Genomic DNA, 19073 nt, shown 5'->3' on the forward strand with positions numbered 1-19073 from the left:
GGGAAAGAGGATTTCCATGGCCACCAACCCCACCACGGACACCGGCCTGCCCTTCGTCACGCTCTACAAGCGCGAAGGCAGCGCCGACAAGGTGTACCAGCTGTCAATCGGCGCAGGCAAGGACGCGGGCACCTACGATGCCCTCTTCAAGAACGCGCGCCGCGGCCAGCCGCTCAAGACGACCAGCAAGAGCCTGCTGGGGGTGAGCCTGGGCGAGGCGCGTGCGGCGTTCGACAGCGTGCTGAAGGCCAAGACGGAGGACGGCTACACCGAGGACGAAGGCGGGCAGGCCTACACCAACTCCGAATTCACCGGCCGAGTCAGCGGCTTGCGTCCGCAGCTGCCCAAGGTGGCCACCGAGGAACTGCTGCCGCAGCTGCTGGCCGACCCGAGGTGGGGCCTGGCGGAGAAGGCCAACGGCGAGAACCGGATGCTGCAGCGCAACGAGCAGGGCGAGATCCGCGGCGCGAACAAGAAGGGCCTGTGGGTCGACATACCGCAGGAGTGGGTGCAGCGGCTGCACGCGGCGGCCACTGACCCGTTCATCCTGTGCGGCGAGCACGTGGGAGAGAAGCTCTACGTGTTCGACGCCCTGCAGCTCGCCGGCAGGGACATCCGCCACCTGCCGTTCAGGGAGCGCTACCACCTCATGGTGCAGGTGCTGGCGACGTGGAATGTCCCGCACCTGGTGCTGCTGCAGACGGATTTCGATCCTGCGGCCAAGGCTCGTCGATTCGAGGAGCTGCGTGCGGGCAACCGCGAGGGAGTGGTCTTCAAGCTGGCTGACCAGCCGCACTGCGACGGCTACAGCGACGCCAGCCTCAAGTTCAAGTTCTGCGAGTCCAGCGCCTGCCAGGTGCTGACCGTCAACCAGAAGCGCTCGGTGGCGATCGGGCTGGTCGATTCGGCCGGGACGACGGTGCCGGTGGGCAACGTGACGGTGCCGCCGAACGTGCCGGTGCCGCAGGCGGGTGACGTCGTGGAGGTGGCCTACCTCTACTACAACCCCGGCGGCGCCTTCGAGCAGCCGGTGTGGTGCTTCAAGCGCGGCGACATGGATCCGAGCGAATGCCTGCTCTCCCAAGTCACGCGCTTCAAGCCGGAAGCTGAGGAAGAGACGCAGGAGCGCCCGCGCATGCGGGCCTGAGCGCAGGCGCACATGGATTTCGCATTCGACATCGTGGTGCGCGGCGCGATCCGCGTGGAGGCGTCCAACGAGGCAGTGGCCCGCGCGCAGCTGGAATGCTCGGACGGCGAGAGGCTCTCGGGCACTTTGCCCGTCGACGAGCCAGTCGTCATCGAGGCCTCGCTGGCCAGCGACGTCGGAACACCGGCCCTGTTCGAGCGCGACGGCGAGGCCGCGCCCCGGTCGGCGGACGAGCACACGGCCCCCACGCGCGCCGATCGGCAGAGGTCCTGACGTGCCGGTCCCCATCCTGCCCGAGCTGATTCTGCGCGGCGCCACGCGCGACTATCCGATCGCGGTGCTGTTCTCCTCCGGCGTGGAGGCGACCGCTCCGGGTGAGCGGGAGCTTTTGCGCCACGTCCTCCCGCCATGGCAGCGCGACGAGGTATGGGAGCCGCACCGAAAGCGGGCCTTCATCGAAGGCATCTTCCTCGGCTTGGGCACGGGCTACTACGTGGCCAACGGCATGGAATGGGAAGGTGCAGGCGCCAAGCCCATGGCCGGCTGGCTGATCGATGGGCAGCAGCGGCTAACCGCATTGCGCGACTTCGTGGTGGGGGACCTCGCGATCTTCGAAGGGGTGCGGTTTGCCGACCTGGACGAGGCGACCCGCCGGCGGCGCTTCATGAACGTGGTGTTCCCCTGCATCGAGCTGCCCTACACGGACGACGAGCACTTGTTGCGCAGGCTGTACGAGCGCCTGAATTTCGGCGGCGTCGCTCACACGCGCGCGGACATGGAACGCCTGCGGGCCACCGAGCCACTGCGGCCGCGGGAGAGATAGATGCAAGGCGATCAACCCATGGAGCTCGAGGCGGCGGCGCGCGCCCTGTACGAGCGCAACTGCCCCATTGCACCGGACTGGGATCAGTTGGGCGAAGCAACGAAGTCGACCTGGCGCGAGGACATCCAGCGGCGCCAAGCGGCGACCGGGCACGTCCCGGACATGCCGCATCCCGGGGTCGCCCCGGACGCAGCCGGCGCCGCCGCCCAGGGCGACCTGTTCGGAGTGGACCACGAAGACGACGCGGCGGCTGGCGGTGAGCGGCAGGCGCATGTGAGGGAGTAATCATGAACGACACGAAGACCACAGCACCCATCACCGCGGAGGGCGAGGTTTGGACGACCGGACCGCGTGGCCGCGAAAAGCTGGAATCCGGCTCCATGCGCGACGCAGTGATCCGGAGCGAGGCCGTCGACCCGGAGGAGTGGGCTCGTACTGATTGGGATCGCCCCGTGTGGGTGCGTCTGTCCATCAATCAGGACGGAAGGGTGCAGGAGAGCGTGCAGACGCAGACCACCGTGGGCGCCTGGCTCGCGCTGCGGCGCAAGGTGGGCGGCGAAGTCCTGGCCTGGCTGATGCGCCCGACGCTCCGTGCCACCTATCACCCGCAGGCGTGGGTGGACAAGCATGCGCAGGACCTGGATGACGGGGCGGTGACCTTCGACGGCCTGGCGGCGATGCTGGAGCTCACGGACGGCGAGCGAAGCATGACGGCCGAGGATCTCGCGCGCGAGCACGCGCAGGGCCACTGGGACGTGCTGGCCGAGACCGTGCCGGCTGCGGGCATCCATTACGGCCCGTTCAGAGTCAGTTTCGACGCGGCGCCGGCCTTCGCCCTGATGGCGATCTGCGCTGGCGATGACGCGGCGCTTGCGGATGCGCTCGGCGGCGCAGCGGACGACGCCGACTGGGTGACGCAAGAGCACCTGGAGCGCGCTCGTGTGCTGGTACGGATGCTGCAGCCGCCTCAGACCCTGCAGAAGCACCGCCTGGCCATTCCGCTGGAGGTGGCTTCGCGCGGCGAGATCCCCGACATCGCGGAGGTTCGCATGGCCTTGCACGCGCTGCTGCATTCCGAGCAGGATCTCCGCGCGGCGCTGCGGCAAGCCGCTGCCCACGCGCCTGCCGGCGACGCCGAAGTGATGCAGCCCGAGCGGCCGAGGGGAGGGTGACGCCGTGGGCTTGAAGGACGTCTGGATCAAGAAGCTGGGCGAGAACAAGGGCCGCCCGCGGATCTACCTCGATGGCACCCAGGCACTCCGCGCGAACTTCGCGCCAGGGGAGAAGTTCGACGTCGTGGTCGACCATGCCGGCAAGCGGGTCATGCTGCAAAAGAATCGCGACGGCAGCCGCACGGTATCGGCCAAGGAGCGGCACGGCAAGACCTACCCTGTGATCGACATCAACTCGCGCGAGTTGCTCGCCCTGTTCGACGGCATGGATGCGGTCCGGGTCGTCGTGGGCGACGACAAAGTGGTGCTGCTGCCCCTGGCCTCCGAGATCAAGAAGCGCGAGCGCATCACGCGACTCGTGGGCAAGCTGCAGGCGGGCGAGCCGCTGAAGATCGGCAGCCTCGCGCACGGCGGCGGCATCCTGACGCACGCCGTTCACCAGGGCCTGCAGGACGCCGGCATCGAAGCCGACCTCGCCTTTGCCAACGAGATCCGCGAGGACCTGTTGTTGCATGCGATCGAGCACAACGACGCCTGGGGCGAAAAGACCGCGGCCATCAACGTGCCGATGCAGGAGATTGCAGGCGGCGACGAGTGGCTGCTCGGGCAGCTTGGCAAGCTGGAGGTGCTGGAAGTCGGCCAGCCCTGTAGCGGGGCCAGCAAGGCAGGCAAGGCCAAGCGTGGCGCCGGCCTCACCGAGTCGCACCCCGAGGTGGGTCACCTGGTGTTCAGCACCCTGGTGATCATCGCCAAGACGCAGCCGGCGGCGGTGCTGATCGAGTGCGTTCCGGAATATGCGTTAAGCGCGAGTGCGGCCATACTGCGCACCCAGTTGCTTGACATGGGGTACGTTTCGCACGAGCGGATCCTGCAGGGGCGTGACTTCGGCTCGCTGGAGAACCGAATTCGCTGGTGCTGCGTGGCCGTGACGCAGGGCGTCGAGTTCGACTTCGAGCAGCTGGAGCCGGCGGTGCGCGAGGTGAAGACACTTTCGGACATCCTCGACCCCAGCATCGGCCCGGACCATCCGATGTGGCGCGCGGTGGAGTACCTCAAGGCCAAACGCGAGCGCGACGCCGCAAAGGGTTCGCGTTTCCTCATGCAGTTCGTGGAGCCGAGCGATCCGGAAGTTCCGACGATCCGCAAGTCCTACTGGAAGGGCGGCTCCACCGACCCGCGCCTGCGCCACCCGAGCGATCCGGAGTTGTCGCGGCTGCTCACCCACGAAGAGGTGGCCCGCGTGAAGGGGGTAGACGCCTTGCTCATCGAAGGGCTATCGCGCACCCAGGCGATCGAGCTGCTCGGGCAGGCGATCGTCTATGAGCCCTTCCGCGCCGCGGCGCAACGGCTTGGCGAGGCGCTCCTGAAGGCCGCAGACAGCGCAGTGGAGCTGGACATGGGCGGCAGCCAGGTGGCGCGCCGGCGCGAAAGGATGACCGGATGACCGAAGGAAGACGGCTGGTGAGGGTAGAGGGTGTGTGGATCACGCCTGGCGTGGCCTACCAGCTGCGACCGAACGCGGCGGGGCACGTGGACTACCAGGAACGGGACTTGCCGCCGCATGATCATGCAGCGCAGGCCGTTCACTACATCGGGTACGTGCGCCCTCGAGACGGCCGCGCGGTGACCTTTCCGCTTCGGTGGATGCAAGGGGCCGCGGAACTGACGATGCGCGTGCGCTTCGATGCGCCGGCGGCGGGCCGGTTCAAGGATCTCTGCCTGGACCACGACTGCGTGTTCCAGGTGGCCCGGGATCTGAGCGGCATGCACCTGGAGTTCCGCGACAGGATCACCGACCGGCCGGTGGGCAAGATCTGGCTGCCGGGGATCTCGGTCACCGGCAATGTGCACCCGGCAGGCGGACACCACCCCGCCGAGCCGGTGATTGCCCGCGAACGGCCGCGCGAGCGATTCATCGCATGAGCTCGAAGGGACTGGGGCTGGCCTGGTGAAGGATCTGGGCGCTTGGTACCCGATCCTTCCCGTTCGCTCGCTATAGTGCAGCGCTCACGCACCTGGTTTCGCAGGCGAGGTACGGCTCGTGGCGCAACGCCCTTGCGTGTCCACCGCCCGTAGGCTCCACGAGTTGATGTCCATGCAGAACATGAATGCGATAAGCGAGGCCCTGTACGCTCTGGAAGAGTTCTATTGGCTCGATGGGCTGGCAGCGCTCCTCTCTGGCATCCACCGCGATCACGGTGAACCCGCGCCTCCGAGGCCAGTCGTGGCGAGAGTTCCAGTGCTCCTACCCTTTCTGCGCGGGCGCCAATTGGAAGACCTGGCTTCGTACGCACCCTTGGCCATCGCAGGCTACAACGATGGCGTGAAGGCCGCGTACCGATGCATCGATTGCCGGTCCGTGTCCCTCATGTTCGGTGTCGCCAACGACACGAGAGGAAACTCGGCGTGGAGTGCATACTGCCAAGCAGCCTTGCCGGCATTGGCGCAGTATTTCTCATCGGGGAAAGCTTGGGCCGACTATGAGGCATACGTGCTTGACCCTGCGAGGGAGTATCTTGGTGGTCGTGATGAGATCTGACAGGTCGTTCGACACGGACACGCGTTGGTATTGGGCTGCAAGCTGTGTGCGTGACCATGCGCCTTGCGGCGCAATGCGGCTGCGCGCCGGGCGACCTCCGACGGTACAGCGAAGGAGCCAGGGTGTCCCGGTCGAGTGGTAGGAGCCCTCAAGGACAGCCGCCGGAGGAAGCGGCGCGGGCGCCCCGAGGCACGCTTCCACCGGGGATGAACCGGGCTCAGTTGCATCGGCTTTGGAAGACCGCTCGCAGGCGCGATCCCGCGGCACAAGCGGAACTGCATCGCATCGCTGTTGCGCATCCACAGGTCGAGCCAATTCTCCGAGAGTTCGCGGCCGAGCGCGACGCATACCTGAAGTTGGAGGCCGAGTCACGGGGCATGAAGGGCAAGCCTGCGAAGGCGCTCGGGGCCTGGGAGCGGAACAAGCAACACGCGGGGGAGGCTGGGAAATGGGTCAGTCTCGTGCCGGGAGGGTTGCCAACCTTGGGGAAACGTCGCTGATGCGGCCTGCCAGGGCGCTCAAAACGGACAGCTTGCGCTGTGAGGCGCGCGCAGCTATACGCTTGCCACGCCATGTGGTAATTCCTTCGTTAGGCCTCAGGATGAAGCGCCTCAGCGTTGGAGTCCGGTGCGTCGTGGCTGGCTTGGTAGGTACTGTTCTGGTCGGATGCGGGGAGAAGTGGGACGCATACGTCTATCCGGACAAGACGCGCCTTACCTTCAGCGCCCATCTGGGTCCGTTTGAATCGCTGGACGCATGTCGGAGAGCGGCACACTCCCGGCTCGCCGAGTTTTCCCAACAGACCGGACCATCCGTCATTGGCGACTACGAATGCGGCAAAAACTGCGACGACGGAAGTAGGCTCGGAGGGGTAGCCGTCTGCGATGAGACCACTCGATAGGCCGCTGAGATCTCACACGGACCACGCAGAGGCGATCAGCAGCCCCCACTTGAGAAAAGTCGGGACGCTCACATACAATCTGCAGAGTGACACAGGCGCAAACGTTAAATGGTGACGACAGTCGCATGCGGATCCGCATCGGCCGCCAGTACGCAGCGCCGCGTGGCGACGGCGGGGCATCTCCGGAGGTTGCCTGGGACCCCGAAGCCCTGATCAACGGGCATCTGATCATGGTGGGAGACTCCGGCAGCGGGAAGACCCACAACCTGAGGTCGTTCCTGCGCCAAGTGGCGGCCACGGCCGGACCTTCGTTGCAGCGGGTGCACATCTTCGACACCCATGGCGACATCGATGTGGGCGGCTCTAAGGTGCAATTCAGCCAGTCCACGCCGTATGCGTTCAACCCGCTGGAAGTCTCCCCTGATCCGCATTTCGGTGGAGTTCGACGCGCGGTGGCCAATTTTCTCGCCATGATTCAGCGCGCGCGCAAGCTCGGCACTACGCAGGAAGCGGTTCTGCGCAACATCCTGTTCGATGTCTACGCCCTCCGCGGATTCAACGCAGACAACCCCGCGACGTGGGGATACCACGACGACGGTGCATGTTCTCCCGCGGACTTGCCCGAGGGGCGCATTTACCTGGACGTCCCGTTCGAGGAGAAGGAACTCGCCAAGGACGTTGCGCGCCGCGAGGGCGGCTCGCTGACCTTCGACCGCGAGCGCCGTTGCTGGTGGACCACGCGCCACTCTGAAGGACTGCGCCGCTGGCCCGAGAAGCGCTGGGGCAAGACGGCGCCCACGATACACGACGTCATCTCACTCACGCAGTTGAAGCTCAAGCAGCTGTGGGTGGGCGTCGACACGCGCGGGATGTTCGCACTGGAGAATTTCTGCAAGGCCACAGGCCAGCTCACACGGGCGCTGCAGAAGTCCACTGGCCGCGCGGGGCAGGACGACCCGGTCATTCTCAAAGAGGAAAGGGAGCGCGCGGCTGACCGTGCGCGGGAAGCATTCGAAGGGTTCCTCGAGCGGTGCGTCACCGGTGACGAAATTGACGACCTGATTCGCTACGAAAGCGCACAGACCCTCAAGAGCCTCCTCGATCGGCTTGAGAACCTCAAGGCCACCGGCGTGTGCCGCTCGGTGCCACCGCCCTTCGATCCGGACGAACTTGTGTGGCGGTACGAGATCCGCGCGTACGGTGACGCTGAGAGAACCATCTTCGTCGAGACCTTTTTGAACCGACTTCTAGAGCGCGCGATGGCACGCGGCGAGGTCAAGGGCGTCACCGACATCGTTGTGATCGACGAGGCCGTGCGTTACGTGGTCGACGATTCGGACCACATCATCTGCCGATTGGTCCAGGAGGCCCGCAAGTTCGGCATCGCGCTTTTCCTGATCTCGCAAAGTCCCACGCAGTTCCCCGAGCAGATCCTCGCCGGCGTGGGGACCAAAGTTATCTTAGGCTTAGACCCGATGTACCACCGCCTGGCTGCCAGCAAGCTCGGTCTGGACCAAAAGTACATCGAAGCGATCAAGCCGCGGCAGCTGATTCTGGTGAACCGGAAGCTCAAGAGCCAGGTCCCCCAGTGGATCCCCACTCTCTTGCAATAGCTGCGAAGGGCTTTGTGGCGACCAAACTGGTGATCTGATGCACCGGAACTGCTGCGGCCTTATGAGACGATCAACGGAAAATAGCGGAGGCAGTGATGACGATGGTCAGAGGTACGAGGAGCGTTAGGCGCGTGCTGGTAGGCGTTGCAGCTGTGTTGGCCGTGGCGGCTTGTGCACCCGCATTGGCGGGCGTTGACGAAGGGCTCAATGCGCTGGCGGTGAAGGACTTCGCCCGCGCGCGCGCGGAGTTCGAGGCCCTGCCGAACGATGCGCAGGCGATCTACCACCTGTCTCGGATGGCCTGGCACGGATACGGCGAACCCGCAAATCCGGTGCGGCGCTTCGGCCTGCTGCAGCGCGCCGCCGCGATGGGCCACGCGCGCGCGAAATTCGAGGTGGCGTGGCTCACCGCCCTGGGCGCGGGAACCACCGCTGACCCGGAGGCGGCAGTCGGGATGCTGGAACAGGCCGACGCGGAAGGCAACATCGATGCCACCGTCCTCCTCGGGCGCGTGTACCGGTTCGCGTGGTGGAAGGTGCCGCAGGACTGGCCCCGTTCGGCTGTGCTACTGAAGAAGGCCTCGGACGAAGGGAGCGATCTCGGCTCGACGCTCTACGCGACGTCGTTGATTCAGGGCGTGGGTGTGCCAGCCGATCCGCCGGCCGGGTACCAGCTGCTACAGAAGATGGCGGACAAGGGGTTCGTGGAGGCGCAGCTGGAATTGGCGCGTGTCCTGAGCGAGGGCACGGGCGGCCTGGCCAAGGACCTGGCCGCGGCGTACGCCTTGTACCTGGGGGTCGCGCGGCAGGGGGACCCCTTCGCGCAGTACATGACGTGCATGGCGCTGTTGGACGGCCGCGGCGTCGCGCGAGATGTGCGCGCGGCCTCGCGCTGGTGCGACGGTGCGGCGCGTCAGGGTGACGCGTGGGCGCAGCTGCGCCTGGCGGAGATGTTCCGCTCGGGCACGGGCATGCCGCGCTTGCCCGGCCAGGCGTACTCCTGGCTTACCGTGGCCGCCAGCGGCAAGGAGTCGGCCTCCGGCATCGCACGCGAGCGGCGTGCGCGCCTTGCCCAGGAGATCAGCCAGCCGGAGATCGAGCGGCAGACGAAGCGTGCCGCGGGATTTCGCGCCGAGGCGGGGCTGCGAGTGCGCGAGGCGCCGCTGCCGGACCTGGCGCGCGGGGATCGGATCACGCTCGACAACGTGGCGATCAGCATCCCCGCGCCGCAGGGCTATTTCAACAACTGGGAGTTCGTCGAGAACTTCCAGCGTGCGGGGCCGAACAACCCGGAGCTCAGGCCCAACCTGCTGGTTCTCACCAACCGGGAGGACATGGACCGCTTCAAGTTGGGCCTCAACGGCAGCCTGCGTTCAGTGGAGGTCGGTCGCCACATCGAGGAGGACATCAACGTCACCCCCGGCATCTTCGCGGACATGCGCAAGTCGCTGGTGGAGGCCGTGGAGAAGACGCGCGCCACCGGCAGGATGAAGGTCGACGTCGTGCGAAACGACGAGGCGGCGCTCTTGCTCTTTCGGGAGGCGCTCAACGGCGGGGACGGTGTTGACGCGAGGGCGTGGGTTCGCGTCAACGGGCGCGTGGTGCTCGTGTGGTTCACCGGCTTCACCTACGAGCAGTTGCAGGATCTGCGGCAGCTGGCCCCCGCGACGGTCAAGAGCATCCTGGCCCAGAACGGGCCGGGGCTGTTCAATCTGTTCGGCTCGACCGGGAACTAGCCCGGCTTCGGCGGCCGGCTACAGCTTGCCCTGTGCCGCGTGGCGCAAGGCGTGCTCGGTGAGCTGGGCCCACTCCGATTCGGTCAGGGGCCGGCCCAGCTGCTGCTCGAGCTGTCCCCGAATTACCTGGACCGCATCGTCGGTGTCGCCGCCCATGGTGCTGGACAGGCTGATCAGCGCCCATAGCCGGTGCCAGGTGCCGCGTAGTCCTTCAAGGTGCAGGCCCAGGTCGTAGCCCACGTCGCTACGTTCTGCCGCGCCCAGCACGATGGACTCGATGGCGGGCGGGCCGCGCCGGCGCCGCTGTAGGAGCTGCTGCGCGTCATCGCGCAGTTGTCCCAGCATATCGGCGTCCAGGCGCTCTCCCGTCACCGTGGTCCAGTGTTCCGACGCGGCAGCGAGCTCGGCTGCGGTTGCGGGATCCTGCGGCGATTCGATCTGTCCTGCCAGGGCGTCAATCAACCGGTCAGTCGCCTCCCTTTGCGGTCTCGTCGCCCGGTTGACGTTGGACATCAGGCGCAGGGACGTGGGGCTGTCCGGGCGCGTGACAACCTCGCGCGCCAGGGCCGTCCAAACGTCCTCTCCAGGGCGAATCTCGAACTCGGGCGGCCTGCGGGGGGTATCCGGCATGGGTGCAGTGTAGGGCAGGGGGCGGCGCGCGGGCTCTCTGGCGCGCGGCTACGTGCGGATGAAGTTGAACGCGCGAAACGCCATGCGTTCCCGGGCGGTGGGCCGGAACGCTGCGTCCACGTGGATGCTGCGCGTCGCCAGCGAGACGCTGGACATCCAGAAGCCCATGTGCTCGGCCACGAAGCGCTCACCGGCGTCAGCGTCCCAGTCCTTGCCGCGGTGCAAGCAATACAGCATCCCGGCAACGACCGGGTGGGCGTGGCTCACTTCCAGGATGAGGGCCGTGGTGCGGTCGTAGATCCACGGGCGAAACGAATGCAGGAGACACCGCGCCTCGTCGGAGCCGACCTGCAGCCCCGGTTGCGAGCCCAGGACCTCCAGCAGCTTGAAGTGCAGGCGCGGGCGCTCGTTCTCTGGCGCGCGGTCTGCAAAAGCCGAGGCGTGATCGGCGCGAGTCACAGGAACGCCAAGGCAATCAGCGACCTGATGGCCAGCGAGAAGGCTCCCGCGATCCAGATCGCCGGCCGGGCCAGCACGCTGATGCTGTCGTCGAACGGCAGGGAAAGCGCTCCACTGCAGCGGGCTGTCGAAGCCAGGGACGGGTGCGGGATCACGCGACGCATCGGGGAGACCTCTTTACTCGTTTGCGTTCAATCTACCCGCGTCTATACACTGGCGCAAACATAGTTGTTTGACGCTGAGGGTCCGCTCCGCATACTGGTTTCACAACTCCGACAGCACACCAGCAATGAAGCGTGACGCCTTTCTCGATGCCTTCCACCGGACGCTGCCACTCGACCTCGGCCACGAACTGATCATCGACAACTTTGCCGGCGGTGGCGGCACCAGCGAAGGCCTGGAACAGGGGTTTGGGCGACCGGTGGACATCGCGATCAACCACGATCCCGAGGCTCTTGCGATGCACGCACTGAACCACCCGCACACGCTGCATCTGTGCGAGTCGGTGTGGGACGTCAAGCCGCTCGAAGTCACCCGCAATCGCCCTGTGGCATTGGTATGGCTCAGCCCGGACTGCAAGCACTTTTCGCGCGCCAAGGGTGGAACGCCAGTGGACAGGAACATCCGAGGACTTGCCTGGATTGGACTGCGTTGGGTGGCCCTGACGAAGCCGCGGGTGCTTGCCCTCGAGAATGTCGAACCGTTCACCTCGTGGGGTCCTGTGATCGTGGGTCCGGACGGAAAGTCCTATCCGGACCCGCGGAGGAAGGGCGTGACGTTCCAGTCGTTTGTGCGGCAATTGCGCGCGCACGGCTACAACGTCGACTGGAGGGAGCTGCGGGCTTGCGATCAAGGGGCACCCACGATCCGCAAGCGCCTGTTCCTGGTCGCACGCCGCGACGGGTTGCCGATCGTGTGGCCGGAAGCCACGCATGCAGAGCCGACCAGTCGCGCGGTGCTGGCGGGCAAGCTGCTTCCTTACCGCACGGCCGCCGAATGCATCGACTTCGGTATCGCCGCGCGCAGCGTGTTCGACCGTCCGAAGCCCTTGGCGGTGAACACCATGCGCCGTGTGGCCAAGGGCCTGTGGCGGCACGTGCTCACCAGCGCCTCGCCCTACATCGTCGAGGCCGCAAACGACTCGCAGGCCGTTCTAACCCCGTTCCTGAGCGAACACGCAAACGGCAGCACCCAACGCAACATGCCGGCCGACGAGCCGATGCGCACGATCTGCAGCGAGGTGAAGGGCGGCCATTTCTCGGTGGTCACGCCGCGCCTGGCGCCCGTGATCACCACGAACACCACGGGCCATTCCGGCGCAGGAATGAACAGTCCACTGCCCACCATCACCACGGGCGGCCACCACGCCGTCACCGCGGCGGCGCTTGCGCCCCTGCGCGGTACCAGCCGGTCGCACACTAGCACCCACGACCTGGCCGCGCCACTGTCGACGGTCTCCGCCGGCGGGACGCACCACGCGCTGCTCAGCGCAAACCTGGCGACCATCGGGTATGGTGAACGCAAGGGGCAGGAGGCCCGCACCCAGGAGATCGACAAGCCGGTGGGGACGGTCGTGGCCGGCGGCGTGAAGCAAGCGGTGGTGGCGGCTCACCTGGCTGACATGGGCCACGGTGAGAGCTGTGCCACTGGCGCGAGGCCCTGGAGCAACGGGGTGCGCTGCCTCGAGGAGCCGCTCAACACGGTGACGGCGAGGGAAGCGGCGAGAGGGCTGTCGGCGGCGTACATGACGAAATTCCGGGCGGGAAGCGTCGGGCACAGCCTGCGCGAGCCGATGCACACGGTGACCGCAAACAGCTTCGTGAAGCGCCCGGGCGGCAGCGTACCGATGGGGGTGGTGGCAGCGTGCCTGGAACAGGCGAACGGCGGCTTCTACGAGGGCGACGGTCGTTCGGTGGATGTGCCGCTGTCCACTGTGCTTTCCAAGGGCGCCAACCAGCGTCTGATCTCCGCCTACTGCGTGCGCGTGCCCGGGGTCGCTCCCACCGCCACTGTGCAGACCAAGCGGCGCGGCAAGCGACTTGAGGCCGACGTCACCATGGTGACCGTGCCGGCCGCCGCCTTCGCGCCGGAGCAGCTCGCGCGCGCCAAGCAATGCGCCGACCTGCTGCACCAGTATCTGCCCGAGCAGTTTCCTGTGCCCGTGGATCTGATCATCGCCGGCGAGTATGTGCTGCTGGACATCACCCTGCGCATGCTCAAGCCGCGCGAGCTGTTCCGGGCTCAGTCATTCCCCGAGCACTATGTGATCGAAGAGATCCCGGACCCCGCCATCCTGTTCAAGGACGGCGTGCAGGCCGCGGACCCGCTGTCCGTGCCCCGCATCCCCCTGACCGCCACCGCGCAGGTGCGCATGTGCGGCAACAGCGTGGCGCCGGTCATGTCCGCCGCCTTGGTGCGCTCCAACTTCGCCCACGAACGGCTGATCTACGGGCGCATGGCGGCATGATGGAGAGCAGGGGCTTGCCGGCGGCCGACGGGCCGCCCTGCACAGCCCTGTTTGACGCTGTGACCCCGGTCCGTATCTTGTTTGTCAGGAGGTGCGGTCATGGCGCGTGAGGATTTCGAGCTGCAGGTGCTGCAGGGGGAGCAGGAGCACTGCGAAAAGGCGAGCGCCGAATTCAGTCCGCAATTGGACTCCTACGACCTCATCGTGCTCCTATTTTCCGGTGGGAAGGACAGCTTGGCCATGCTGCTGCACCTGCTGGAGCTGGGTGTCGATCCGAATCGGATCCACTGCCACCACCACCTGGTAGACGGCCGGGAAGGTTCCACGCTCCTCGACTATCCCGTGACCGAGGACTACTGCGTGAAGGTGTGCCGCGCGCTGGGTGTCGAGCTTTCCGTGAGCTGGCGGGAAGGCGGCATCGAGAGGGAGATGCTACGGAATGGCACACCGACGGCGCCGTCGTGCATTCCCGGGCCGAACGGGTCCGTTGTGAGGATCGGGGGCAACGGGCCGGCCGGCACGCGCCGCAAGTTTCCGCAGCAGTCGGCGTCGCTGAGCTGTAGGTGGTGCAGCGCGAGCGCCAAGATCGACCTGTTTGATCGCTGGGTGTGCAATGACCCGCGATTCGTCGGAGCACGCACCCTGGTGCTCACGGGCGAGCGCGCGGAAGAGAGCCCGGCGCGTGCGAAGTACAAGGTGTTGGAGCCCCATCGGGCTGACCGTCGCAGCAGCGCGAAGCTTCGCCGCCATGTGGACGTCTGGCGCGCGGTGCACGGATGGAGCGAGAAGCGTGTGTGGGCCATCATCAAGCGGTGGCGCCTGGTGCCGCATGTGGCCTATTGGCTAGGCTTCGGCCGGGCGAGCTGCCTCGGCTGCGTGTTTTCTAGCAAGAACCAATGGGCCACGGTACGGATGATTGCCCGTGGGAAGTTCGAGCAGATTTCCGCCTACGAACAAGAGTTCGGGGTAACTATCCATCGCAAGCTGAGCGTGGTGCAGCAGGCCGACGCCGGCCGCCCGTACGACGTGGATCCCAAGTGGGTGGCGATCGCCAACAGTACGACTTTCGACCATCCGGTATTCATGGACAACTGGGAGCTGCCGCCCGGCGCGTTCGGCGAATCTGCAGGCCCGACTTGAGCAAGGACCAGAGCATGAACGAGCTGAGACCAGCAGCGCCGCCGGCGCCGGTGCCAGACGAACTGTTCGCCTTCGAGTGCCGCGTGGTGGGGTTCGATGGCGGCACGATCATCAACAGCACCAGCCGCGGCAAGGCGCTCGGGGAATTCTTTCACTCGCTGGATGGCGACTACCCCTTCACCGACCTGCGGGCGCGGAAGGTCGGGCCCCCGCGCTCGAGCGAGGCGTTCCTGCGCACCGCGCGCTACCGAGGCCTGCCGAATGTGCGCTGCGGCGACCGCGTCCTGGTTGGGCGCGATACCGGCGTGATCGTCGGACATAACGACAGCGCGAACTTCGACGTTCTGTTCGACAGGGACAGCCGCTATAAGGGCCTGGTGCTGAACGTTCACCCGAGCGAGCTGAAGCTCATCACGATGGGAGGCGTCCCGTGCCGATCGACCTGAGGCCATTCCCGCCGGAGCATCCGGACGCAGCGACCCTGGTGGGCGTGCGACCCGACGGTGCGCAGGACGTGCTCGCCACCATCCGGATGACGCCGCGCATGAAGGCCCGCGAGATCGTTCGCAGCTACTTCGGCGAGCCGGACGATGAGGGCATGAACGACGCAGCCATGGCGTTGGTGGCCAGGGAGGAGTTGATCGCATGGATGCAGTGGCCGCCGCCTGCGGCAGGCGGGTCTACGTCAACGGCGGCACCACCCGCCGGGGGCCGAGAGCAGCAGCATGGGTGAAGCAGATCGGGTCCGCGGCGGGACGTTCCCGGCGGGAAAGATGAACGAGCAAGCGGTGCGTGCCAGGCTGGCCGATTTCGACGGCGAGTTATTCCTCACCGAAAGGGAGGAGCGACGCAAGCGCGAACTGGAGGATCGCTTGCGGGTTCTGCAGGTGAAGCGGTTTGCGGCCTCCTGAGTAGCCCAGCTACTTCGGTCCACCTGGTGGGGCCATCTCGCCGCTACATTGGTGCGATGTCAGCGCCACTTCCGCCGCTTCGGGTCTCCGGGATCCTGCCCATGCAGGCGCCGCAACGCCTGTTCAAGCCCTTCACGGCAGACGACTGGGTCTACGAGGTGAAATGGGACGGGTGGAGGTGCAGGGCCGGCTTTGGCGGTGGCGTGCCGGTGGAGATGTTTACCAAGAGCGGCACGCCATGCGCAGCCTGGTTCCCCGAGGTAGTAGAGATCCTGTCGGCCCTGCCAGGCGGTTACTGGGCCGTCGACGGGGAGCTGTGCGTCCTAGATGAAGCCGGCCGTGCTGACTTCGAGCGCATGCAGGCCCGCGCGATGCGCCGTCGCTGGGTGCCTGGTGCCCAGGTGACCTTCATGGTGTTCGACCTGATGGTCGCGGAGGGCCGCAGCGTCATGGAACTGCCGTTGCTGGAGCGCAAGGCCCTGCTGCGCGAGGCGCTGGCGGGCGCGAGCAAGACATCCGTGCTGTACCAAGGCGAGCTGCCTGCCCGGGCTGAACTACTCTCCCAGGTGGCCGAGCCCTTGGCGATCGAGGGCTTCATGGCCAAGCACGTGGCGTCCACCTACCGCTCGGGTGAACGCAGCGACTGGTGGCGCAAGATCAAGACCAAGAGCTTCTTGTCACGCGTGCGGCAGCGCTTTGGCGGACGGCCGCGGCGGCAATAGGTGTGACTGCCCAGGGGCGGCGGCGCATCTTTAGCCGCGGCAGCGCAGCGTTGCGCATTCCTTCGTAAGCGTGTCGACCGCCTCCTTCAATTCCCGATCCTTGGTGTCGCACAGGGCAGCGGCAGCGGCCATTTCGCTGGCGATCTGCGCGGCGTGTGTCTTGCCGTACAGGTTCTGCGTGTAGGCGTATTGCTGCGACTGGAGGTCCTTCTGCTTGGCCTCGCAGGAGTGGCGGTGTTGCTGGAGGGTGCGCTCTGCGTCCGGGAGGACTCGCTCTCGCAGGTCCTGTGATCGCCTGCTGCGTTGACTGGCAGCGATGATGCCTTCGAGCCGTGCCGCCTCCGACCGGGGGGCGCTGCCGGCCGCCGCGGGTGCCGAGGGCGTTCTCGGCGCGACGCCCGAGGAAGGATGCACGTCGATGGTTTCAGCCTTACCTGCAGCGCAAGGCGCGTCTTGGAACGTGACCTTTCCCTCCGGACCTGTGCACTTGTTGATGGCGTTAGCCGGTGCGCAAAAGGCAGCACCAGCGGCGAGCAGCGCCAAAGCAATTCCCTTCATAGACTCTCTCCTCTTTGCCAATTGTGACATCTGGTTATTCCGCGCCAGGACGGTGAGTCACGACTTGCTGACGGGACGGTAATTCAGCAGGCATTGAGTAATTCCAAAGTTGTTCTTGCTTCATAATCCGCCGTCATGCCGAACATTCAGTCTGCACTCAAAGCGGAAATTTCGCGGCTCGCCCGCAAGGAAGTCCGCAGCGAAATCGACGCGCTCAAGAAATCATCGGCGCAACAGCGCAGCCAGATCGCATCCATGCGCAAGACACTGGATGCGGTCCTTCATGCTCTGCGGCGGGTCCAACACGGGGCCGCGGCACCGGCGGCCAAGCCGGCGGCCGACGAGGCGGGGGATCACCCGCCGCGCCGATGGAGTGCCGAGCGATTCGCAAAGCACCGGCAGCGCCTGCAGTTGTCCGCAGCCGACATGGGGCAGTTGATCGGCGTGTCGGGCCAGTCCATCTACAAGTGGGAGGCCGGCGAAGCCCGGCCGCGCCGCGCGCAGCTCGAGGCGATCGCTGCCGTGCGAGGCCTGGGCACTCGGGAAGTTCAGGCACGGCTGCAGCAGATGCGGAAGGCGGATCCCGTGGGCGCGGACAAGCCCAAGGCACGAAAGGCACCGCGCAAGCAGGCGGCCCCGCGCGCTGCGAAGAAACCCAGCGCTCGAAAGGCTGCATAGTCCCCGCGGGGGCGCATCCGAGGTTTCCGTCTGACAATTGCGGGATGTGCAATCGCTATCGGCCCGCCAGCGTCGCTCGTGTCCGCGACGTTTTCGGCTTCACCTACATTGAATCCGGCCCGCCGCTTGAGGAGCGGTACCGCACCAGCGGCATCGGGCCGCTGCAGGCTGGGCCATTCATCCGCAAGGGCGGCGGGCTGATGGTGGGCCAGTGGGGCCTGACGCCTGACGGCAGTGCCACTCTGAAGCCGATGAACAAGCGAACCCGCCGGCCCATGAGCACGAACAATGCGCGCTGGGGCAAGGATGAACCGGAGGCCTGGAGCTTCAAGCCCTCTTGGCGCCGCGGCCAGCGCTGTCTGGTGCCCGTGGAGGACTTCGACGAGCCGTACTGGGGTACCAGGAAGAACATCTGGTGGCGCTTCCGCCGCGCCGACGGCCAACCGCTCATGCTGGCAGGCCTCTGGAACGAGTGGACGGACCCGGAGACCGGCGAGCTGCTTCCTAGCTTCACGATGTTGACGATCAACTGCAACGCCCACCCGGTGCTGCGGCTGATGCACCGCCCCGATGTGGATGCGGCGGGGGTGCCGTTGCCTGACGAACAGCAGGACAAGCGAACCGTGGTGCCGCTGGAGCGCAGCGCCTGGCAGGCGTGGCTGGAAGGTTCGCCGGCGGATGCCGCGGCTTGCATCCAGCTGCCCGCAGCCGATCTCTACGCGCACGGCGCTGCGGACCCGGCCAAGCAGGTTCTTCTGCCGATCGCGCCGGTGGCGGCCAGCGCCGTGCGCTGAAGCGCTGATCAGGGGGCAGGGCAGGGACGTTTCGGTGAAGGCCGAAGAATCCCCAAACCCTGCACCATGCGTCGCGCATTTCCGGGACAACTGGGCAGGCGCCGGGAGCCTGACCGGCCCCAACCCCTGCTGACCCTACACGAGCTCCAGCGCCCCCCATTGGAATCGCCAGGGGCTCGGCCCGAGGTTCCAAGTGGCTTGAATGCCGCGCAGGTAGGCGATCACGCGATCGTCGTCGGCATTGATGATGTGGCTGCAGTCCCCGCACACGCCGAGGTGGACGTGGACGTCCCACTCGTCTCCTCGATCATCTCGGGCGGCCTGAGCGGCCAGCACGCTGTACCGATCGAAGCCGCCGGTGCCATAGTTCGAGCGGTCGTCGCAGATCAGGGTGACGCTCCCTTTGCGCTCGCCGATGAAGCGCACCGGTGCGAGAAGCCCGCCGACATACAGGCGCTCGATCACGCCCCAGATTCGCTCGTCATGATCCTCGTCCCAGATGATGGCGAGGTCGAAGAACTGGAGCTGGCGACGGCGTGCGTCCTCGAAGATCTGCTCCTCCACCGACTCAGGATCGGCGCTTTCGAGGACTGGCAGGGCGGTGCGAACGACGGAGTAATGCGTGCCGCGCCCGAGGTTGCCGACGGGGGCACGTTCGTCATGGAGAACTTGGAAGAATGGCGAATACGCCATGGGGCATCCTTTCGAGATGCGAGGCTTTCGGCCTCGGTATCCAGCGGCCTTTCGGGCTGCCGGGGTTCGTGCACCACGCGGTGCAAAACG

The 19073-nt window shown here is 66.4% G+C and carries 23 protein-coding genes; 18 read left to right on the forward strand and 5 right to left on the reverse strand.

Features of this window, described 5'->3' with window-relative positions:
• Positions 1–16: 16 nt before the first annotated feature.
• From WG923_RS14950 to WG923_RS14995, 10 genes are all read left to right on the forward strand, one after another.
• Positions 17–1147, forward strand: coding sequence for an RNA ligase family protein (locus tag WG923_RS14950; protein ID WP_340351785.1), 1131 nt, complete (start codon positions 17–19; stop codon positions 1145–1147).
• Positions 1148–1159: 12 nt separating this feature from the next.
• On the forward strand, positions 1160–1420 hold the full coding sequence (locus WG923_RS14955) for a hypothetical protein (protein ID WP_340351786.1): 261 nt from the start codon (positions 1160–1162) through the stop codon (positions 1418–1420).
• Position 1421: 1 nt separating this feature from the next.
• Positions 1422–1970, forward strand: a complete 549-nt coding sequence (locus tag WG923_RS14960; protein WP_340351787.1) for a DUF262 domain-containing protein — start codon at positions 1422–1424, stop codon at positions 1968–1970.
• The gene (locus WG923_RS14965; RefSeq protein WP_340351788.1) at positions 1971–2255 is read left to right on the forward strand and encodes a hypothetical protein; all 285 of its coding nucleotides are present in this window, start codon (positions 1971–1973) and stop codon (positions 2253–2255) included. It abuts the gene before it with no gap.
• Positions 2256–2257: 2 nt separating this feature from the next.
• Entirely contained in the window at positions 2258–3142 is an 885-nt protein-coding gene (locus WG923_RS14970; RefSeq protein ID WP_340351789.1) for a hypothetical protein, read from the forward strand.
• 124 nt (positions 3143–3266) lie between these two features.
• Positions 3267–4586, forward strand: a complete 1320-nt coding sequence (locus WG923_RS14975) for a DNA cytosine methyltransferase (RefSeq protein WP_340351790.1) — start codon at positions 3267–3269, stop codon at positions 4584–4586.
• Positions 4583–5065 carry a hypothetical protein gene (locus WG923_RS14980; RefSeq protein ID WP_340351791.1) on the forward strand — a complete coding sequence of 161 codons (483 nt, stop codon included), beginning with the start codon at positions 4583–4585 and terminating at the stop codon, positions 5063–5065. Before WG923_RS14975 ends, WG923_RS14980 begins: the two co-directional genes overlap by 4 nt.
• Before the next feature lie 172 nt (positions 5066–5237).
• Positions 5238–5681, forward strand: a complete 444-nt coding sequence (locus WG923_RS14985; protein ID WP_340351792.1) for a hypothetical protein — start codon at positions 5238–5240, stop codon at positions 5679–5681.
• Between the two features lie 1026 nt (positions 5682–6707).
• Entirely contained in the window at positions 6708–8195 is a 1488-nt protein-coding gene (locus WG923_RS14990) for a DUF5710 domain-containing protein (RefSeq protein WP_340351793.1), read from the forward strand.
• A 131-nt stretch (positions 8196–8326) separates the two neighbouring features.
• Positions 8327–9931: a tetratricopeptide repeat protein gene (locus WG923_RS14995; RefSeq protein WP_340351794.1), complete on the forward strand. Its 1605-nt coding sequence runs from the start codon at positions 8327–8329 to the stop codon at positions 9929–9931.
• 18 nt (positions 9932–9949) lie between these two features.
• Here WG923_RS14995 and WG923_RS15000 read toward each other — a convergent pair whose 3' ends face one another.
• From WG923_RS15000 to WG923_RS15010, 3 genes are all read right to left on the reverse strand, one after another.
• Positions 9950–10444: a hypothetical protein gene (locus WG923_RS15000; protein ID WP_340351795.1), complete on the reverse strand. Its 495-nt coding sequence runs from the start codon at positions 10442–10444 to the stop codon at positions 9950–9952.
• Between the two features lie 165 nt (positions 10445–10609).
• Positions 10610–11020, reverse strand: a complete 411-nt coding sequence (locus WG923_RS15005) for a hypothetical protein (protein ID WP_340351796.1) — start codon at positions 11018–11020, stop codon at positions 10610–10612.
• Positions 11017–11184: a hypothetical protein gene (locus tag WG923_RS15010; protein ID WP_340351797.1), complete on the reverse strand. Its 168-nt coding sequence runs from the start codon at positions 11182–11184 to the stop codon at positions 11017–11019. The genes WG923_RS15005 and WG923_RS15010 overlap by 4 nt, the downstream gene beginning before the upstream one ends.
• A gap of 125 nt (positions 11185–11309) precedes the next feature.
• Between WG923_RS15010 and WG923_RS15015 the strand changes: the two genes are divergently transcribed.
• The 6 genes from WG923_RS15015 (at position 11310) to WG923_RS15040 (ending at position 16260) form a co-directional block, all read left to right on the forward strand.
• Complete coding sequence (locus WG923_RS15015) at positions 11310–13487, forward strand: DNA cytosine methyltransferase (protein WP_340351798.1); 2178 nt, start codon at positions 11310–11312, stop codon at positions 13485–13487.
• 99 nt (positions 13488–13586) lie between these two features.
• Positions 13587–14627 carry a phosphoadenosine phosphosulfate reductase gene (locus WG923_RS15020; RefSeq protein ID WP_340351799.1) on the forward strand — a complete coding sequence of 347 codons (1041 nt, stop codon included), beginning with the start codon at positions 13587–13589 and terminating at the stop codon, positions 14625–14627.
• A 14-nt stretch (positions 14628–14641) separates the two neighbouring features.
• Entirely contained in the window at positions 14642–15073 is a 432-nt protein-coding gene (locus WG923_RS15025) for a hypothetical protein (RefSeq protein ID WP_340351800.1), read from the forward strand.
• Positions 15058–15360, forward strand: coding sequence for a hypothetical protein (locus WG923_RS15030; protein WP_340351801.1), 303 nt, complete (start codon positions 15058–15060; stop codon positions 15358–15360). The genes WG923_RS15025 and WG923_RS15030 overlap by 16 nt, the downstream gene beginning before the upstream one ends.
• Positions 15353–15538, forward strand: coding sequence for a hypothetical protein (locus WG923_RS15035; RefSeq protein ID WP_340351802.1), 186 nt, complete (start codon positions 15353–15355; stop codon positions 15536–15538). The genes WG923_RS15030 and WG923_RS15035 overlap by 8 nt, the downstream gene beginning before the upstream one ends.
• A gap of 101 nt (positions 15539–15639) precedes the next feature.
• A complete protein-coding gene (locus WG923_RS15040; RefSeq protein WP_340351803.1) occupies positions 15640–16260 on the forward strand; it encodes an ATP-dependent DNA ligase in 621 nt (206 codons plus the stop codon).
• Between the two features lie 30 nt (positions 16261–16290).
• Here WG923_RS15040 and WG923_RS15045 read toward each other — a convergent pair whose 3' ends face one another.
• The gene (locus tag WG923_RS15045; protein WP_340351804.1) at positions 16291–16818 is read right to left on the reverse strand and encodes a DUF4124 domain-containing protein; all 528 of its coding nucleotides are present in this window, start codon (positions 16816–16818) and stop codon (positions 16291–16293) included.
• A 135-nt stretch (positions 16819–16953) separates the two neighbouring features.
• Between WG923_RS15045 and WG923_RS15050 the strand changes: the two genes are divergently transcribed.
• Complete coding sequence (locus WG923_RS15050) at positions 16954–17496, forward strand: helix-turn-helix domain-containing protein (protein ID WP_340351805.1); 543 nt, start codon at positions 16954–16956, stop codon at positions 17494–17496.
• A 44-nt stretch (positions 17497–17540) separates the two neighbouring features.
• Positions 17541–18290, forward strand: a complete 750-nt coding sequence (locus WG923_RS15055; protein ID WP_340351806.1) for an SOS response-associated peptidase — start codon at positions 17541–17543, stop codon at positions 18288–18290.
• A gap of 135 nt (positions 18291–18425) precedes the next feature.
• Here WG923_RS15055 and WG923_RS15060 read toward each other — a convergent pair whose 3' ends face one another.
• A complete protein-coding gene (locus tag WG923_RS15060; RefSeq protein ID WP_340351807.1) occupies positions 18426–18983 on the reverse strand; it encodes a hypothetical protein in 558 nt (185 codons plus the stop codon).
• Between the last annotated feature and the right edge of the window lie 90 nt (positions 18984–19073).

The organism is Ramlibacter sp. AN1133, assembly GCF_037890035.1.
GTDB lineage: Bacteria > Pseudomonadota > Gammaproteobacteria > Burkholderiales > Burkholderiaceae_C > Ramlibacter.

Bases quoted from the DNA above. Each gene is read 5' to 3' on its own strand.
- WG923_RS14950 (WP_340351785.1), top strand. From the start codon at position 17: ATGGCCACCAACCCCACCACGGACACCGGCCTGCCCTTCGTCACGCTC.
- WG923_RS14955 (WP_340351786.1), top strand. From the start codon at position 1,160: ATGGATTTCGCATTCGACATCGTGGTGCGCGGCGCGATCCGCGTGGAG.
- WG923_RS14965 (WP_340351788.1), top strand. From the start codon at position 1,971: ATGCAAGGCGATCAACCCATGGAGCTCGAGGCGGCGGCGCGCGCCCTG.
- WG923_RS14970 (WP_340351789.1), top strand. From the start codon at position 2,258: ATGAACGACACGAAGACCACAGCACCCATCACCGCGGAGGGCGAGGTT.
- WG923_RS14980 (WP_340351791.1), top strand. From the start codon at position 4,583: ATGACCGAAGGAAGACGGCTGGTGAGGGTAGAGGGTGTGTGGATCACG.
- WG923_RS14985 (WP_340351792.1), top strand. From the start codon at position 5,238: ATGCAGAACATGAATGCGATAAGCGAGGCCCTGTACGCTCTGGAAGAG.
- WG923_RS14990 (WP_340351793.1), top strand. From the start codon at position 6,708: ATGCGGATCCGCATCGGCCGCCAGTACGCAGCGCCGCGTGGCGACGGC.
- WG923_RS15000 (WP_340351795.1), bottom strand. From the start codon at position 10,444: ATGTCCAACGTCAACCGGGCGACGAGACCGCAAAGGGAGGCGACTGAC.
- WG923_RS15010 (WP_340351797.1), bottom strand. From the start codon at position 11,184: ATGCGTCGCGTGATCCCGCACCCGTCCCTGGCTTCGACAGCCCGCTGC.
- WG923_RS15015 (WP_340351798.1), top strand. From the start codon at position 11,310: ATGAAGCGTGACGCCTTTCTCGATGCCTTCCACCGGACGCTGCCACTC.
- WG923_RS15020 (WP_340351799.1), top strand. From the start codon at position 13,587: ATGGCGCGTGAGGATTTCGAGCTGCAGGTGCTGCAGGGGGAGCAGGAG.
- WG923_RS15025 (WP_340351800.1), top strand. From the start codon at position 14,642: ATGAACGAGCTGAGACCAGCAGCGCCGCCGGCGCCGGTGCCAGACGAA.
- WG923_RS15035 (WP_340351802.1), top strand. From the start codon at position 15,353: ATGGGTGAAGCAGATCGGGTCCGCGGCGGGACGTTCCCGGCGGGAAAG.
- WG923_RS15040 (WP_340351803.1), top strand. From the start codon at position 15,640: ATGCAGGCGCCGCAACGCCTGTTCAAGCCCTTCACGGCAGACGACTGG.
- WG923_RS15045 (WP_340351804.1), bottom strand. From the start codon at position 16,818: ATGAAGGGAATTGCTTTGGCGCTGCTCGCCGCTGGTGCTGCCTTTTGC.
- WG923_RS15050 (WP_340351805.1), top strand. From the start codon at position 16,954: ATGCCGAACATTCAGTCTGCACTCAAAGCGGAAATTTCGCGGCTCGCC.
- WG923_RS15055 (WP_340351806.1), top strand. From the start codon at position 17,541: ATGTGCAATCGCTATCGGCCCGCCAGCGTCGCTCGTGTCCGCGACGTT.
- WG923_RS15060 (WP_340351807.1), bottom strand. From the start codon at position 18,983: ATGGCGTATTCGCCATTCTTCCAAGTTCTCCATGACGAACGTGCCCCC.